We start from the raw sequence: 15,503 nt of genomic DNA, 5'->3' as shown, positions 1-15,503 counted from the left end.
TGGCTAACGAAAATTCCGCGCTGATCGCAGCGATCGAGGACACCACCATCATTCTCGGTAGAGCGATCCAAGAACTAGAGACACGCAACAGTGTCCACGAAAGGCATACATGGCAGACAAGAAGAAGGGCAAGAAAGCCCTCAGCGATGAAGATATTCTCAACCGTGTGGGCAATGCTGTTCGGGAGGCCGTAGGCTTTTCCGACGATAACATCGCATACAAGCAGGAACTCGGCCTGGAACTCTACAATGCCGAGCTATTCGACACGGACATTGCCAAGGACGGCAAGCCCGATCCGCTTCATGGCCGATCCAAGTATGTCAGCCCCGACGTGCAAGAGCGCGTTGACTGGCTGCTTGCTCAGAAACTCAGCCTTCTCGATAGCCAGACCAAAGTAGTCGAATTTACGCCGACCGGGCCGGAAGACGCTGCCTTGGCAAAGCAGATGACAGATACGGTCAACGCTATCGTCCGCAATCTCAATTCTCATGCCACCATGCTGACACCATGGATGAAGAACGGCCTGATCACCGGGCTCGGTGTCGTCAACGTCGATTTCTATCAGGAAAAGGGATGGTCAGTTCCGCAGACCCAAAAGGGCATTCCAGAGGAGCAACTGGTCGAACTGGTCGCACAGGAAGAGGCCGACGAACTCAAGATTCTGGAGCGTAGCGAGCCATATCCGGCGCCATTGCCACCGGAACTAGAGCAGCAGGGCATGACCCCGGAAGCATTACAGCAGATGGGTGTCCCGCTGCCGATGCTCCGCGACATCAAAATTCGCAAGCGCAAAAACACATGGAAGATGCGCGTTACGAACGTGAAGCCGGAAGATTTCTTCGTGTCGAAGGATGCGGATTGGGATCAGCAGACCGGCGGCATCAAGGCGCGTTTGCAGGGCCATAAGTGCGTGAAGGCTCGCGCTAGTCTGGTTGAGATGGGCTTTGACACCGATAAGGTCGAGAAGATCACCCGCGCTACCGACAGCTTGACCGGCATTGCCGAGGAACGCGCCAAGCAAACGGATTATGATCAGGGTGTCTCCGACGTTGAGGACGATGTGGACGTTTATGAGGTCTACATGCGTCTTGATGTCGATGGTGACGGCTGGCGTGAACACGTCCATTTGACGATTGCCGGCGACCTGCAGAGCGCTCCGGTCCTGCTTCGTGTCGAGGAAGTCAGCGAGACATATCCCTATGCGGCGTATTGCCCGTATCCGATGCCGAACACGCTTTTCGGCCATGGCATCGCGGACAAGGTTGGTGATCACCAGCGTCTAATCTCTCAGATCACCCGCGCAAACATCGACGGTCTGAACAACTCGGTCAATCCGATGAAGGTGGTCAATCCAGAGAGCGTCAACCTGGACGACCTTTTGAATCCGCACCCTGGCAAACTTATCCGCTCGTCCGATCCGACCAACGGCATGAATTACATGAGTGCGCCGTTTACTGGTGGTCCGTCGATGCAGTTCATCGAAGCCCTCAAGCAGACCATGGACAGCGTGACCGGCGTCGGCGCGTCGATGACCGGCATGAGCGCCACCGACATGCAGAGCACATCGGCAAGCGCGATCTCTCAGCAGCGCAGCGCCATGCAGCTGATCATCGAGAGCAGCACGCGCTTCTTCGCAGACACCGGCTATCGCTATCTCTTCCGCATCATCGTTGACCAGCTCGTCAGCAAGCCAGAGGGCGCACAGGCGCTCATCACTCGCCTTCTCGGCTCCTACACGGAAATCAAAATCGATGATTGGGATCCGAGTATGGACATGTCCACGACGGTTGCCTTCGGCATGATGAACAAGGATTTCAATCAGGCGATGCTTGAGAAGATCATCAACATGCAGACGACCGCCGTGCAGTCGCAATCCGCACTGGCGTCCGAACAGAACATTTATAATGCCACCGTCGCCTTCCTCGAGAACGCCGGTTTCAAGAACACCGCTGCTTTCGTCAATGACCCGTCGAAATCCCCGACAGCTGGACAGCCCAAGCCTGAAAAGCCCTCGGAGGCGGAAATCATGGCGCAGGCGCAGAAGGCAGACACCGAGGCTAAGGCCGCGGATGCCAAGCAAAAACGCGAACTCGAATTGCTCCGTTTGCAGATGGAAGACGACCGCGAGCGCGACAAGATGGCGATGGATTTTCAGCTACGTAAGGCAGAGATCGAGGCCAAGTATGCGGCCCAGGTCAACGTTGCGCGTGTAGACGCCGAGGTTAGCGCACGTCGCGATTCATTGCAGCAGGGCTTTGCGGACATCGCGGCAATGCAGCCTCAGACCCCACCACAGCAGGCACCTCAGATGCCGCCACAGGCATAAGGAGCCGGTATGACCGACAACGAAATTATACAGCGCAGCAAGGATGCCGACCGCATTTGCAGCGATCCCCTTTATGTCGCCGCATGGGAAGCCATCATGCGCGATCTGTTCAAGCAATGGGCCGAAAGCCCGCTTGATGATGTTGCAGGCCGCGAACGTCTCCGTCTGGAACTGGACGTGCTGACGCGCCTAAAGGGCAAGTTCCTAACCTACATGAACGACGCAGCTGTGACGAAGGCAACGGCGCAATAAAATTACGTGTCCAGCTAAATAAGGACAACAAAAACAACAAATTTGGAGCAACCAAATGATCGATGCCAGCAACTCCGACAACGGAATTGGCCTTTCGCAGAACGACGCTGCGAGCCACATTTCTAGCCTTCTCGACAGCAATCTCGATATTGCTGCAACCGACGAAACTGGTGATGTTGAGAACGAAACCGATGAGGTTTCAACACCATCCGATGACGCATTCGAAACTTCCGACGAACAATCCCTTGGGGACTCAGACGATCTAATAGAGGCGGTAGAAGATGAAGCGGCTGTTGCCGAAGTAGCCCCTTTCAAGATTTCCGATGACAGCGTTTTCGACCTCGACGGCGAAACAATCACCGGCAAGCAGTGGAAGGAAGCAAACCTTCGTTACGCCGACTATACGCGGAAGACACAGGAACTAGCCGATGCACGCAGAGGCGTAGACACCCAAGTCGATGATATTCGCGGCCAGACAATCGCATATCTCCGCAACATGGAGCGCGACCTGTCTATGTACCTCCCACAAGAGCCTGATTGGGCGTCATTGGCAAAGGACTTTCCTGCCGATTACGTCGTTGAAAAGGAAAAGTGGGCGGCAATTCATGCTCAAATCGGAAATCTCCGACAGGAGCGAGCGAACCTAGAACAGCAGGAACAGGCCCGCGCCAAGGTCCAACATGAAGCGGCTCTTCGCGAGGGCTCCGTCAAACTGGCCGAAATGCATCCTGAACTTTCGAAGAAGGAAACAGGCCGCGCACAGGCTTTGTTTTCCTACGCTGGATCACGCGGCGTCTCAGCGGAACAATTCAACTCGATCACAAATCCGGAATGGATGAGCATGGTCTACGAGTCGATGTTGTATCGCGAGTTGCAGTCGCAGAAGGCAAAGGCCGTCAAGGTAGTTGACGCGAAACCACCGTTGACCACGCCCGGTTCTTCCCCGGCACGTTCGAACTCCTCGCAAAGCGTCGTTGAACGAAAGATGAGCGCTCTCAAGCGTACCGGATCGCAGGCAGCTGCGGCCGACGTTCTCAAGCATCTACTATAATAAGGAGAAGGCAAAAATGCCCACATTGATCACTAATAACGCGACTAACATTCGCGAAGACCTCGGAGACGTAATCTCCCGCATCTCGCCAGAGAAGACACCGTTCAAGACTGAAATCGGTACTGCCAAGGCGACTGCTACAAATCACCAGTTCCTGCTCGACACACTCGCTGCTGCCGACAAGAACAACGCTGCGATTGAAGGCGCTGACGCTGTATTCGGCACGCTCGTTCCGCCAACGAAGATTTCGAACACCACACAGAACTTCGTCAAGTTCGTGCAGGTTTCGGCTACTTTGCAGGCCGTCAACACAGCTGGCACGAAGGACGAATATGCTCGTCAGGTTGCTAAGGTTGGCGCAGAACTCAACCGCGACATCGAAGCCGCGCTAGTTTCCGCGAATGCTTCCGTATTCGGTTCCGGCTCCGCTGCTGGTAAACTCGGCGGCGCAGAAGCGTGGATCAAGACCAACGCATCTCACGGTGCTGGTGGTTCGACAGCTGGTTACACGACCGGCGCTGTTGGCGCTGTTGTGAACGGTACTGTCCGTGACATCACTGAGGCTATGTTCAACGACATGGCTCAGAATGTTTGGGATCAGGGCGGCGACCCCACTCTGGTTATCGCACCGGGCAAGTTGAAGCAGAAGATTTCGGGCTTCTCCGGCAATGGCACAAAGCAGCAGCAGGCGGATTCGAAGACAATCTACGCTGGCGTTGACTACTACGTTTCCGACTTCGGCAAGCACCAGATCATTCCTCACCACTTCATGTCCGCGACGACTGTTATCGCGTTCGATCCTTCCCTTTGGGCTGTAGCTACACTGCGTCCGCTCAAGAAGGTTGACCTGGCTAAGACAGGCGACAGCGACAAGAAGATGCTGGTTACAGAACTCACTCTTGAGTGCCGTAACGAAGCAGGTAACGGCAAGATCGCCGACGTAAAGTAATCAGACTGAGGGCCTGCCAACGAGCAGGCCCTTTTCATATCGCCAATAAAAACAACAAGAAAAGGCGAACAATGGATGCGTTTAACGCCCTAAATCCCCTCGGACTAACCCGCGCAGATATCATCCCTGATGGCACGACGATCCCCGTTTACGAGGACGAGACGAAGACCGTTTTCTGGACCAAGCGCGGCGAACTATGCGACGAAACGACCGTATGGAAAGACTTCAGTTCGCTTCTCGAAGCCAACATGGCCGAGGCTAACGAATTCAGTAAGACCGGCAAACTCGGTGAAATGGTTCGCGTTGCGAGCATTCCCATGGGTGTCTATCAAGACTGGAAAGCCAAAGGCTACCTAGACGATCCGGTCAAAATGGCTCGCCTCCTGAACGATAGCGATCACAGCAAGTTCCGCACGAACGGGTTGGTGATCTGATGGCTATCGCTTCATATTCCGACCTGATCTCCGCAATCGACAGCTACACGGTCAACGCTGGTGCGCCCGCTGACCTATGCGTGATGCTCGCGGAAGAGGCTTTGCGTCCTCTCCTCAAGCACTATCGCATGGAGAAGAAGATCACGCAGACGATCCCCGCTGGCACATCGCCGGTCCTGCCTGATGATTTTCAGGAAGCGCGTGCGATCCTCGTAAATGGCAAGAAGCCGCGCCCGATCTCGTTTCAGTCGAGCAACCGCGACGGCTGCGCTCTCGGCTATGTCCTATCTGGCAGCACGTTGGAAATCCGACCAGTGCCGACAGAGGAATATCAGTTCGACCTCTATTATTACCAGCGTTTGCCGTCGCTCAGCCCGACTAACACGACGAACTGGCTGCTCACATATTTCCCGACCGTCTATCTCCGCGCCTCGCTTGCGCAGGCCTATCACTGGCTGAAAGACGACAAGGCCGAGCAGCTGGAGAAAGACCTGACGAACGACGCGATCAGCGCCGTTGTTCGCGATCACACCCGCGCAACGGTCTATGGCAACACCATCATTGAGGAGTTGCCCTCATGGTAATCGATGGCGTTCTCGGCCCATGGCGTCCTGATCGACCAGCATTGAACAATGTAGGCGTGACTGTGGCTCGCAACGTCCTCCCGGCAATCGGAGCGACGAACGGCGCTATCGCCTATGAGCCGATGAAGCGTGTCAAACTGTATTCGGACAGTGTTTTGCCGTCTCGTCCACTCGGCGCGATCTCAGGCCAAGACACTGCCGGTAACGGCAAGGTTTATGCGGGTTGCAGCGAAGGGCTCTTCAAAGTCAGCCCATCCGATCTGTCCTGGCAGAACGTGTCCCGCACATCGAGCCCATACACGAGCGGCACCGAGAAGTGGAATTTCACTCGATACGGCAGCTGGGCCGTGGGTACGAATTTCGTCAATGCACCTCAGTTCATCGACATGAACGAGGACTTGAACTTTGACGACCTGACCACGCTCGTCAAAGCCCGTTACATCACGAACTCTCGTGGCTTCGTCATCGTGGCGAACACCAACGACCCATTCGACGGCGACGTGCCTTATCGCGTGCGTTGGTCCGGTCTTGATCAGCCGCAGAGTTGGGATTTCTCGCTCACGACGCAGGCAGATTTTCAGGACATCAACGGCGGCTCCGGTGTCATTCAAGGCATCGTGGGCGGCGAGGACGTAACCATTTTCATGAAAAACTCCATCGTGAAAATGACCTACGTCGGCACTCCGCTGATCTGGCAGTTTGACGAGATCATCCCCGGCAAAGGCTGCGCCGTACCCGAAAGCCTGATCACCGTTGAGGGCATCACATACTTCCTCTCCGATGACGGCTTCTACATGTACGACGGCTCCACGTCGCTCAAGCGTATCGGTGAGGGCAAGGTCGACAATTACTTCCTGCGCTCGGTCAATACCGCCCAATACGGCTATATGAGCGTTGCTGCGGACCCGGCCAAGAAACTCATCTACTGGTGCTATTCCAGCCAAGACGGCATCGACGGGACGCCCGACAAGATGCTCATCTACAATTACTCCCTTGGTGAGTTCACGGAGGCCGAGAGCGAAGTCGATTTCATCTACAACAGCGTTTCGCTGCCATGGACTATCGAGCAGCTAGACCAGTTCGGCACTATCGAGAACCTTCCGGCACCGTTCGATTCTTCGATCTGGGCCGGTGGCAATAGTCAGCTGGCAGGTATGTCGATCAGCGGCAAGCAATGGCTGTTCACTGGCGATAATCAGACTGGCTTGATCGAGAGCAACGAGCAATTCCTAATTCAGCAGTTGCAGCAGATGAACCCGAATATCAGAGGCGACCGCACGGTTGTCACCCGCGTTCGTCCGATTGTCGATGGCAATGGCCAAGTCACAGCGCGTGTCGGTTCTCGATTGCTCTCCCACGGTGACGTGGTGATGAGCCCGATGGCCGCGCCGAATGAAAGCGGCTGGTGCAACATTCGCCAGCAGGGCCGGTTCCATCGTGTTCGCCTGATTTTGACCGGCAATTTCACTCAAGCGCAGAGTTTCCAATACGACGCGGTTCCGGCGGGTCTTCGCTAAATACGGCAAGCGAGGAGGCCGCAATATGCTGAAATTGAAACAAAATCATACGTCACGCGACGTGAAGGTGTTGACCGATCAGCTGGTCGATAGCGTATCCGGGCTGACTTCCTACGTTCCGAAAACCGGCAATCTCACACTTGCTGTTTCTTCCACGTCAACGCTGGTCACGGACGCCCGAGTTGTTCCGCAGAGTGTCATTTTATTCTCCGCGATCTCCCCGGCTTCGCAGGGTTTGGCCCATTACGTCGCAGCAGCCGGGCAATTCACCGTGTTCCACGATAGCAGCACAGATGCCGACCGCACCTTTGCGTATGTGATTTTCTGAAAGGCGAGGATGGCGATTAGACAGATCACGACGCTTGAGGATTTCAGAACCGAATATCCGCGTGTTCGTGGCTGGCTGCTTGATGCGCTTGCACATTCCACCAATGGCGATGAGCGCGGCATTCTCGATGGGATTGTTGATCGCAGCTATGTGCTGTGGACCGGCCCGAACAGTGCGGCGATCACGCAGAATATGCAGTGGGACAATCGCCCGGTCTGCATTCTCTATCTCGTTGCGGGCGATCTCTCCGAAATTTTAGGCGAGGGGCAAGAGGTCATTTCGACCTGGGCCAAAGCCAACGGCTGTGAGGCATTCGTGCTTTTCGGTCGCAAGGGCTGGGAGCGTGTGCTTGCGCCCCACGGCTTCGAATTTTCATCCATCGTCATGTTTAAGGAATTTTAAAAATGGCCAGTACACCAAAACAGACTGAAACAAAGACCAGTACAGAGCCGTCGAGCATCGCCAAGCCGTACTTGGAACAGCAGTACGCGACTATCGATCAGGCTATCAAGTCAGGTGCGCCTGCATATTATCCGGGTTCGACGGTCATTGACCAGTCCGACGCCACAAAGCAGGCTCAGCAGAGCATCATCAACACAGCTGGTGACGGTTCGCAGATCATCAAGAATGGTCAGAATGCGGTCAATGGCGTGACGACTGGTGCGGCCTTCGATCCGACCGGCGCAAACACGTTGAAGGCTGGCACTTCCTATACCAATGGCGCAGCTGGCAACGCTCAGTCGCTATCGGACATTCTCAGTGGCAGCGCAAATCCGGGTCAGGCATTGTTGCAGGGTACGGCGAACGGCGATTACCTGAACAGTAACCCGTATCTCGATACGATGGTGAAGAACGCGAATGCCTCGCTAGTTTCGGACTTCAACAACAATATCGCACCCGGCATCGATAGCGCATTTGCGAAGGGCGGTCGCAACGGCTCCGGCGCATATGCGAGTGTTCGCAATACAGCGGAGCAGTCTGTTTCCGATGCGATGGCGAAGAACGCCGAGAACATTTACGCCGGAAACTACGCGACCGAACGTGCAAACCAGCTAGACGCTTCGAAGTCCATCGGCTCGCTCTACGATCAGAACGCGAACACACAGATCGGCGCGAACAACTCGCTCGCCGGGATTCTGCAAGGCCAGCAGGACAGCCGAAACGCGGCTGCTTCCGGTCTCATGTCGGGTCAGAACGCACAGGCTCAGACGCAGTTGCAGGGCGCGGGCATGGCAGGCGATCAGCGTGCCAACGACTATTACGATGCAAACCAGCTGGCACAGGTTGGTGCGCAGCAGGACGCCTACGCGGACACGAAGTTGCAGGGCGATATCGACCGCTGGAACTACGAGCAGAACAAGGACATCAACAACGCGACGAACTTTACCAACGTCCTCAACGGTGGTGGTTACAACACGCAGACGACGACGAAGCCGGTCTATTCCAATGGCCTGTCTACGGGTCTTGGCGCTCTCGGTTCGCTCGCATCGATCTTCGGCATGCTTTGCGACATTCGCGCAAAGGAGAACATCGTGTTCGTTGGCTACATGCTCAACGGAACCCGCATCTACGAATTCACCTACAAAAACGACCCATCCGGCCAACGCTACGAAGGCCCGATGGCGCAGGAAGTCGAAATTACACGTCCGCAAGCGGTTCGCGAAATCGACGGCTTTAAACGCATCGACGCTCGCGCACTAATTGGAGAAGCAGCATAATGTTCAGTAATATCGATGAAATCCTCGCCGCTCTAAAGGGCTTGCCCGGACAGATGGGCGGCGCGATGCCGCAAGTCGGCGCTGACGGTCAGGTTCCGATGGCTCCCACGCCGGTTGCTCCTCCGCAGGCTGCACCCGCTGTTGATCCAGCCACAACGGGCTCGATCCCGCCGAACGCTGGTCAGTATGCTAGTTTCGCAAATCCGAGCGGCCCATCGGCACCGGGTCTGACAGGTCAGTTTCCAGATGCACCGGGCATGGGCGGTATGCTCGGCGGCGTAGGTCGCGCACTCGGTACGAACGATGGCACAGCTGGCCCAACGGCTCTCGGTGGTCTTCTCAAGTTCAAGGACGAGGACAGCAAGCAGGCTGCAATGCGTGGTCTTCTCGCAGGTTCTATGGGCTTGATGGCTGCTGGTGGTCCTTCGGATAAGCCGCATTCGGTTGGTCAGGACATCGCACAGGGCGGCATGGCCGGTATCGCAGGCTATGAAGGCTTCAAGGATGCCAAGTCGGATCGCGCTTTCAAGGACGCGCAGATTTCGGCATCAGGCGTGAAGAACGCGCAGGAACTTTACAAACTCCAGCAGGCTCAGAAAGATGCGGCGACACGTCAGGCTCTCTTCGGAGGCGGTCTAGGTTTTAACGGTGGTAGCAACGCTGGCGCTACCTCTGAACCTGTTGCTGCCAGCGGTCCCGGTGTTGGCGGCTCTAACGATCTCGCAGGCGACATCAATGCTCGTCGTGCGATGTACCAGAAGCAGTACAATGGTTTGATGGTCATGGGCGATGGCGATAACGCCCGCTCGATCTTCACGCAGATGAACTTCATGGACAACGAGGCAGCTAAGCAGGGTCTCGCTTGGGACGGTCAGCAGTATTCGAGTGTTCCCGGCTGGCGCAAGGGTATGGCCGAGAACGAGTATGCGACGAAGGCAGCAGGTCAGGCCGGTACAGAAAGCCAGATCCGCACGACCGACCAGCGTGATTATGACGCTTCGCGCGTCGATCCCGGTTACGCGACCTTCTTGGATCGTCAGACCGATGCGAAGCGTCAGGCTAATCGTTTGCAGAAGGAAGGTGCGTATATCGATCCGAAGTCGAACAACCGCTATTCTGCAACGTTCGACAACGCGACCGGCAACGTCATCTATAAGGACGGCTTGAACAATGTCGTGAGCGATCCGACCGTGATTAACCGGCTTGTTCAGGACACACCGGGCCGCACGAAGGCCAACATGAGCGATCCAGTTGTGAAGGACGAGCGCAGCGCAGAAGCCGCGCTTGCACAGGCAGCGGGTCGCACCGCACAGACTGTCGGTATTGTTGACCGTATGCGGGCGATCGGTGGCGATCTCAATCGCAACAGCTGGATTGGCACTGGTGGCTGGAACAACTTTGCGAAGACCGTCGATAACTGGCTGCTGTTCGATAACTTCTCCGGTTCGAAGCGTCAGGAACTCGACAACCTGATGTCGGACCAGATCAAGACGGAAATCGAACAGATGCGCGGTCTCGGCGCAATGTCGGATAACGACTTGAGGCAGATCGAGAACCGAGTGCTTAACGGCAACCTCAATCCCGAAGCGCTCAAGGAAATCGGCAATCGTCTCCGCAAGATCGCTCAGTACAACGCGACGAAGTACGAGGCTTGGAAGGGTTCAGGTCAGACCGACGAGTTCCGCAACTGGGCCTACAATTTCGACAAGGCCAATTACGAGCAGTTCATGTCCGGCGATCAGGCGGCTGCACCTTCGCAGCAAGCCCCGGCTGAAGCAGCACCATTGACGCCACGCATTAGCGGCGTCGAGGACTTCCAGAAACTAGCACCCGGCACCGTTTACATCGATCCGCAGGGAGTAACCCGCACGAAGCGATAACTAAAATAACCGGCCCAAAAGAGGTCGCGACAAGAAGCCCCGCAAAAGGGGACGAGGTAAAATGTTCGACTACATCACTTATCGTAATCAGGGAGCGACCCGCAGTCAGCCCCTTGATGATGGACTAGCTAAACGCCTTGGCTACTTGAAGAACTTGGGCGTCAGCATGGAAGTCTTCTCCGGTGGTCAGCCCACGGCAGAGGAAGGTGGTCCGAGAACGGGCAGTGTCCGTCATGATCACGGCGGCGCAGCAGATGCCTTCTTCTACAAAGATGGCCGCAAACTCGATTGGGCCAATGAGGCCGACCGACCAATTTTCAAGCAGATCGTCAGTCAGGGGAAGGCCAACGGCATCACCGGATTTGGCGCAGGCCCCGGCTATATGCAGCAGGGCTCCATGCACATCGGCGGTGGCACACCCGGCGTTTGGGGTGCTGGTGGCAAAAGTGCCAATGCGCCGGAATGGCTGACCAACGCCTATAACGGCACTGTCGGTGCTGTTAGCCCGCAAAATGCGATGGCACAGGTTCAGGCAAAGCAGATCGATCCGATTGCCGAGGTTCTAGCAGCTGGTGGCAATGCGCCTGCAGGCTTTAACGCACAAGCACTCGCAGGGTCCACAGGAGGCTCTTCCGCTGCGGCCAGCGCCCCCGCTGCACCAGCGGACACGTCTAAGGGACTGCTAGGCATTGATGTTCCTGGGCTTACTGGAAACAAGAATCTTGGTGGCTTGCTTGCGTTTTCGCAGATGGCAATGCAGCAGCCGCAGGTAGCCGATGACACCCCGCGTGGTGGTCTGCTTGCCTCGCAGCCCGTGCAGATCGCTCCGATGACGACCCCCAAACAGACATTCAAGCCTTGGGAACGATACCTCGGCCTGATGGGGAGGGTCTAATCATGGCGGATAATATGCCTTGGGAAAACGACCCCATCGTTGCACCAGCTGGTTCAGCTGCACCGTGGGAGAACGATCCTATTGTTGCTCCGACGAAGAGCCTCAACCCCGATGATATCGATTACGATTTGAAGACCCCTTCGAGCGTTCGCGTGCAAGTCGGCGCTCTCGACAAGCCAGAAGATCGTTTGAACGCTCTGCGCAAGACCTATCCAGATGCGCAGCCTTTGGACGGCGACAACTTCATGATGACCGATCCTCAGACCGGCAAGACGATGATCTATAATCGTCCGAACTGGATACCTGATGCCGGTGACATCGCCAGCATCTTGCCAGAAATCGGTGAGGGTGTCGGTGCTGTCGGCGGCGCTATCGGTGGTGCTGTCGGTGGTTCCGCTGTTGCGCCGGGACCGGGTACGGTTGCCGGTGGCATGTTGGGCGCTGGTGCTGGTGCGACCGCTGGCCGTGAAGCCACACAGCGCGGTTTGAACTGGTACTACGGCAACGAGGACACGCGCTCGACCGGCGAACAGATCGGTGATGCCGCTAAGACATTTACGATCAACGCAGCTGGCGAAGGTCTTGGCATGGCAGCGGCGCCCCTCATTTCTAAGGGTGTCCGTGCGGTCAAGAACACGTTCGGTGATGGCGGTAAGAACCTGCTGGTTGGTGCTGCTGATGATGCGGCGCAGGCCGGTCAACGTGCTGCTGACTTCCGCGCAATCGGTGTTGAGCCGACCGCTGGCATGGTCAACGGCAATGCGAACACAGCTATCCGTGAGCAGGCACTTGCCGCGACACGCGCTGGCAAGCCCATTCAGGATCGTATCGGACAGGCGTTCGACGGCATCAACTCGGAAACCGACCGCATTATCGGTGGCCTCACTCCGCAGACAATGAGCCGTCAGGAACTCGGTCAGGCGTTGAAGGATCAAGCAGCCGCCTACAAATCGGCTTCGAAGGCTCGCGGCGATTTCCTCTACGATGAGGCAGGCCGTTTGACCGGCGATGCACCGGCACAGGGCGCAAACACCCGTCAGTTCCTTGAGGGCTTGCAGGTCGAGCGCAAGGGCATGACGAAGTCCGCTGCCCTCAATGACGGTAAAGCGCTGGATGAGGTGATCAAGCAGACGAAGGCAATCACCGACGATCTCGGCGCAGGCATCAATTTCAACCAGCTGAAGGAAGCCCGCACGCGCATTGGCCGTATCGCGAACGACCCAGCTGTTGAACAGGTCACGCGTGATCGAGCGCAAGGTCTTTATAATGCGATGGCCGCCGACATGGGCGCGACCGCCGAGGCAGTTGGTGGCGATGCTTTGCAGGCGTGGAAGAAGGCGAACAATCGTTTCCGTCGCACACGCGATGCCGAAGGTGTTTTCGGCACGAAGAACAGTCTCGATCCGATCTTGAAGGCACAAACGCCGGAACAGGCGGCGGATTGGGTTCTAGCGCAAGTCAACAAGGGCGGCACACGCGTCAATGCCGTGCGTCGTCAGATCGAACGCACCGAGGGTGGTCCCGAATTGTGGAACACGCTGACAGGTTCGACAGTCGAGCGCTTGGGTATCAATCGCAGTGGCGAGTTTAGCCCGACACGCTTGCTTTCGGGTTGGCGCAATCTGAGCGACGAGGCCAAGAACGCAATGTTCCATGGCACCGGTCGAGCGCAGTTTCGCCAGGACTTGGATCGCCTTGCTCGTGTCTCCGAGAACCTCAAAGGCTATCGCGGTTTCGACAACCATTCCGGCACGGCGAAGGTTGGTGCGGCGATGGGCGAATTGAACCTCGCGGATGGCAAGTCGCTGCTTGCGGCTGCTTTTGGTGGTCCGAAGGCATGGGCCGGTATGGCCGTCGGCAAGGCCGCAAGTTTCGGCACGACGCGCTGGCAGGCCAAACTCCTGACCAGTCCTCAAACGGTCAATTGGCTGTCTCGTATCCCGCAAGCACAGATGCAGCGCGGCGGCTTGTCCGCGCATTTGGGCCAGCTGGCGAAGGTTGCCGCTGACACCTCCGACAACGCGCTGGCAGTCGCGATCAACGACTATCTCAGGGAGGTTGGCTACTCCGACCAATAACGAAATGCCCCGGCCAACGTGCCGGGAAGCACCCAACAACAAAAATAATAAAGTGGTGAAAAATGGTAGATTTTACAGACCCTCGTTGGAACGAGAGCGATTCCCAGAACACAAGTCCAAGCCCAAACGGCATCTCGACAGGCTCCCAGCCGAGCGCAGTTCCCGCGGTCATTCGCGCTAACATGGGTGCTGCGGTTCGATCATTCGACCGCATCAATCCCCACGGCGGCCTGCTTACCAACAGCGGCAATGTCTATTCGCTGACCTACGATGTTGGACCCCAAGCATATGAGAAGGGCGAGCTGTTCTCGTTCTTCATGAATGCGACGAACACAGGCGCGGCGACCCTCAATATCAATGGTCTCGGCTCTCGCGATCTCGTCCAGAACGACGGTTCCGCATTGAAGGCTGGCGATCTCGTAGCTGGCATGGTGTTCACCGCCACATACGACGGCAGCAAGTTCCGCATCACCAATGCCACGGCAAACCAGTCGTTCAACAGCGTCAACGCCGTTACGGTCAACGCGACAACTGGCATGACCATCAACGGCAAGCCGGTGTTCAACGTCGACAACGACGGCGCTGGTTCCGGTCTCGATTCCGATTTGCTCGATGGTCAGCAGGGCGCTTGGTATCAGGCTCGTGCAAACCACACTGGCACGCAGGACGTTGCGACGATTTCTGGCCTACAGGCTGTTCTCGACGCGATCGTTCCCGCAGGTACGGTCATTCACGTAGCTGGTTCGACCGTTCCGAGTGGCTATCTCGCAGCTAACGGCGGTCTTGGTAATCGCACCACTCACGCTCGTTTGTTCGCGGCCATCGGCACGACATATGGCGATGGCGATGGCACAACAACGTTTGGTCTGCCTGACCTACGTGGTGAGTTCATTCGTGGTCTGGATAGCGGGCGTGGTGTTGATACGTCGCGTGCGTTGGGTTCTGCGCAAACGTCTCAGAACCTTGCTCACAACCACGCTATCACCGATCCGGGTCACGCTCACAGCATCTACGATCCGGGCCACTCGCACGGTTTCTGGATTTCGGGCGGTTCTGCAAACGGCAACTTCGTCTATCCGGCGGAAACACGTTACAGCAGCTACCGCACGTCTCCGACGACTACGAACGGCACTGGCATTGGCATCTATGCTGCAGCTACCGGCATCACAATCAACGCCAATGGCGGTACAGAAGCGCGTCCGCGTAACATCGCGCTTCTTGCGTGCATCAAGTTCTGAGCCTTCACTTTGAGTGAGGCTTTTTGTCGGGGTGGTAATCAGGAAGATCACCCCGGCGACGACGCTCTTTCAGGGCGATCACGTAGGGATCATTGAGGCGGGGGTTAGTTGCGCCTGCCTTAGCCACGTTTGTTGCCAGTATATGCCTGCGAATGAGTTCTTTCCGATCCGCGAGCGCAGTTGGGTCCGTTATTCCATTGAATAGCCCCGAGTTTCGTAGACACCCTCGGGTTACGTTTTCTGCTGCCTTTCG

At 56.6% G+C, this 15,503-nt stretch carries 15 protein-coding genes; 14 read left to right on the top strand and 1 reads right to left on the bottom strand.

Going from position 1 to position 15,503, the window contains the following annotated elements:
* Positions 1-109 precede the first annotated feature (109 nt).
* The 14 genes from ACODTZ_RS30690 (at position 110) to ACODTZ_RS30625 (ending at position 15,250) form a co-directional block, all read left to right on the top strand.
* Positions 110-2,326 (top strand): portal protein, encoded by a 2,217-nt coding sequence (locus ACODTZ_RS30690; protein WP_489030406.1) that lies wholly within the window; start codon positions 110-112, stop codon positions 2,324-2,326.
* 9 nt (positions 2,327-2,335) lie between these two features.
* Positions 2,336-2,578 (top strand): hypothetical protein, encoded by a 243-nt coding sequence (locus ACODTZ_RS30685; protein WP_489030404.1) that lies wholly within the window; start codon positions 2,336-2,338, stop codon positions 2,576-2,578.
* 55 nt (positions 2,579-2,633) lie between these two features.
* The gene (locus ACODTZ_RS30680; RefSeq protein WP_489030402.1) at positions 2,634-3,629 is read left to right on the top strand and encodes a hypothetical protein; all 996 of its coding nucleotides are present in this window, start codon (positions 2,634-2,636) and stop codon (positions 3,627-3,629) included.
* Between the two features lie 16 nt (positions 3,630-3,645).
* The gene (locus ACODTZ_RS30675; protein WP_489030400.1) at positions 3,646-4,578 is read left to right on the top strand and encodes a DUF5309 domain-containing protein; all 933 of its coding nucleotides are present in this window, start codon (positions 3,646-3,648) and stop codon (positions 4,576-4,578) included.
* Between the two features lie 71 nt (positions 4,579-4,649).
* The gene (locus tag ACODTZ_RS30670; protein ID WP_489030398.1) at positions 4,650-5,012 is read left to right on the top strand and encodes a hypothetical protein; all 363 of its coding nucleotides are present in this window, start codon (positions 4,650-4,652) and stop codon (positions 5,010-5,012) included.
* Positions 5,012-5,596 (top strand): phage adaptor protein, encoded by a 585-nt coding sequence (locus ACODTZ_RS30665; RefSeq protein ID WP_489030396.1) that lies wholly within the window; start codon positions 5,012-5,014, stop codon positions 5,594-5,596. The genes ACODTZ_RS30670 and ACODTZ_RS30665 overlap by 1 nt, the downstream gene beginning before the upstream one ends.
* Positions 5,590-7,113 (top strand): hypothetical protein, encoded by a 1,524-nt coding sequence (locus ACODTZ_RS30660; RefSeq protein WP_489030394.1) that lies wholly within the window; start codon positions 5,590-5,592, stop codon positions 7,111-7,113. Before ACODTZ_RS30665 ends, ACODTZ_RS30660 begins: the two co-directional genes overlap by 7 nt.
* 25 nt (positions 7,114-7,138) lie before the next feature.
* Positions 7,139-7,441 (top strand): hypothetical protein, encoded by a 303-nt coding sequence (locus ACODTZ_RS30655; RefSeq protein WP_489030392.1) that lies wholly within the window; start codon positions 7,139-7,141, stop codon positions 7,439-7,441.
* Positions 7,442-7,450: 9 nt separating this feature from the next.
* Complete coding sequence (locus ACODTZ_RS30650) at positions 7,451-7,843, top strand: hypothetical protein (RefSeq protein WP_489030390.1); 393 nt, start codon at positions 7,451-7,453, stop codon at positions 7,841-7,843.
* A gap of 2 nt (positions 7,844-7,845) precedes the next feature.
* Positions 7,846-9,159, top strand: a complete 1,314-nt coding sequence (locus tag ACODTZ_RS30645; protein ID WP_489030388.1) for a tail fiber domain-containing protein — start codon at positions 7,846-7,848, stop codon at positions 9,157-9,159.
* Positions 9,159-11,039 carry a hypothetical protein gene (locus tag ACODTZ_RS30640; RefSeq protein ID WP_489030386.1) on the top strand — a complete coding sequence of 627 codons (1,881 nt, stop codon included), beginning with the start codon at positions 9,159-9,161 and terminating at the stop codon, positions 11,037-11,039. Before ACODTZ_RS30645 ends, ACODTZ_RS30640 begins: the two co-directional genes overlap by 1 nt.
* A 61-nt stretch (positions 11,040-11,100) precedes the next feature.
* A complete protein-coding gene (locus tag ACODTZ_RS30635; RefSeq protein ID WP_489030385.1) occupies positions 11,101-11,934 on the top strand; it encodes a hypothetical protein in 834 nt (277 codons plus the stop codon).
* Positions 11,935-11,936: 2 nt separating this feature from the next.
* The gene (locus tag ACODTZ_RS30630) at positions 11,937-14,012 is read left to right on the top strand and encodes a hypothetical protein (RefSeq protein ID WP_489030383.1); all 2,076 of its coding nucleotides are present in this window, start codon (positions 11,937-11,939) and stop codon (positions 14,010-14,012) included.
* A 182-nt stretch (positions 14,013-14,194) separates the two neighbouring features.
* A complete protein-coding gene (locus ACODTZ_RS30625; protein WP_489030381.1) occupies positions 14,195-15,250 on the top strand; it encodes a tail fiber protein in 1,056 nt (351 codons plus the stop codon).
* Between the two features lie 4 nt (positions 15,251-15,254).
* On the opposite strand, the gene ACODTZ_RS30620 is transcribed toward ACODTZ_RS30625, so the two are convergent.
* A partial coding sequence (locus ACODTZ_RS30620; protein WP_489030379.1) for a hypothetical protein occupies positions 15,255-15,503 on the bottom strand: 249 nt, incomplete at its 5' end.

Source organism: Rhizobium sp. FG113, from assembly GCF_057809895.1.
This window is presented reverse-complemented; position numbering and strand designations above follow the sequence as displayed.

Coding starts and splice junctions, on each gene's coding strand:
- ACODTZ_RS30645 (WP_489030388.1), top strand. CDS start 7,846: ATGGCCAGTACACCAAAACAGACTGAAACAAAGACCAGTACAGAGCCG.
- ACODTZ_RS30655 (WP_489030392.1), top strand. CDS start 7,139: ATGCTGAAATTGAAACAAAATCATACGTCACGCGACGTGAAGGTGTTG.
- ACODTZ_RS30680 (WP_489030402.1), top strand. CDS start 2,634: ATGATCGATGCCAGCAACTCCGACAACGGAATTGGCCTTTCGCAGAAC.
- ACODTZ_RS30635 (WP_489030385.1), top strand. CDS start 11,101: ATGTTCGACTACATCACTTATCGTAATCAGGGAGCGACCCGCAGTCAG.
- ACODTZ_RS30690 (WP_489030406.1), top strand. CDS start 110: ATGGCAGACAAGAAGAAGGGCAAGAAAGCCCTCAGCGATGAAGATATT.
- ACODTZ_RS30650 (WP_489030390.1), top strand. CDS start 7,451: ATGGCGATTAGACAGATCACGACGCTTGAGGATTTCAGAACCGAATAT.
- ACODTZ_RS30685 (WP_489030404.1), top strand. CDS start 2,336: ATGACCGACAACGAAATTATACAGCGCAGCAAGGATGCCGACCGCATT.
- ACODTZ_RS30665 (WP_489030396.1), top strand. CDS start 5,012: ATGGCTATCGCTTCATATTCCGACCTGATCTCCGCAATCGACAGCTAC.
- ACODTZ_RS30660 (WP_489030394.1), top strand. CDS start 5,590: ATGGTAATCGATGGCGTTCTCGGCCCATGGCGTCCTGATCGACCAGCA.
- ACODTZ_RS30675 (WP_489030400.1), top strand. CDS start 3,646: ATGCCCACATTGATCACTAATAACGCGACTAACATTCGCGAAGACCTC.
- ACODTZ_RS30625 (WP_489030381.1), top strand. CDS start 14,195: ATGGGTGCTGCGGTTCGATCATTCGACCGCATCAATCCCCACGGCGGC.
- ACODTZ_RS30670 (WP_489030398.1), top strand. CDS start 4,650: ATGGATGCGTTTAACGCCCTAAATCCCCTCGGACTAACCCGCGCAGAT.
- ACODTZ_RS30640 (WP_489030386.1), top strand. CDS start 9,159: ATGTTCAGTAATATCGATGAAATCCTCGCCGCTCTAAAGGGCTTGCCC.
- ACODTZ_RS30630 (WP_489030383.1), top strand. CDS start 11,937: ATGGCGGATAATATGCCTTGGGAAAACGACCCCATCGTTGCACCAGCT.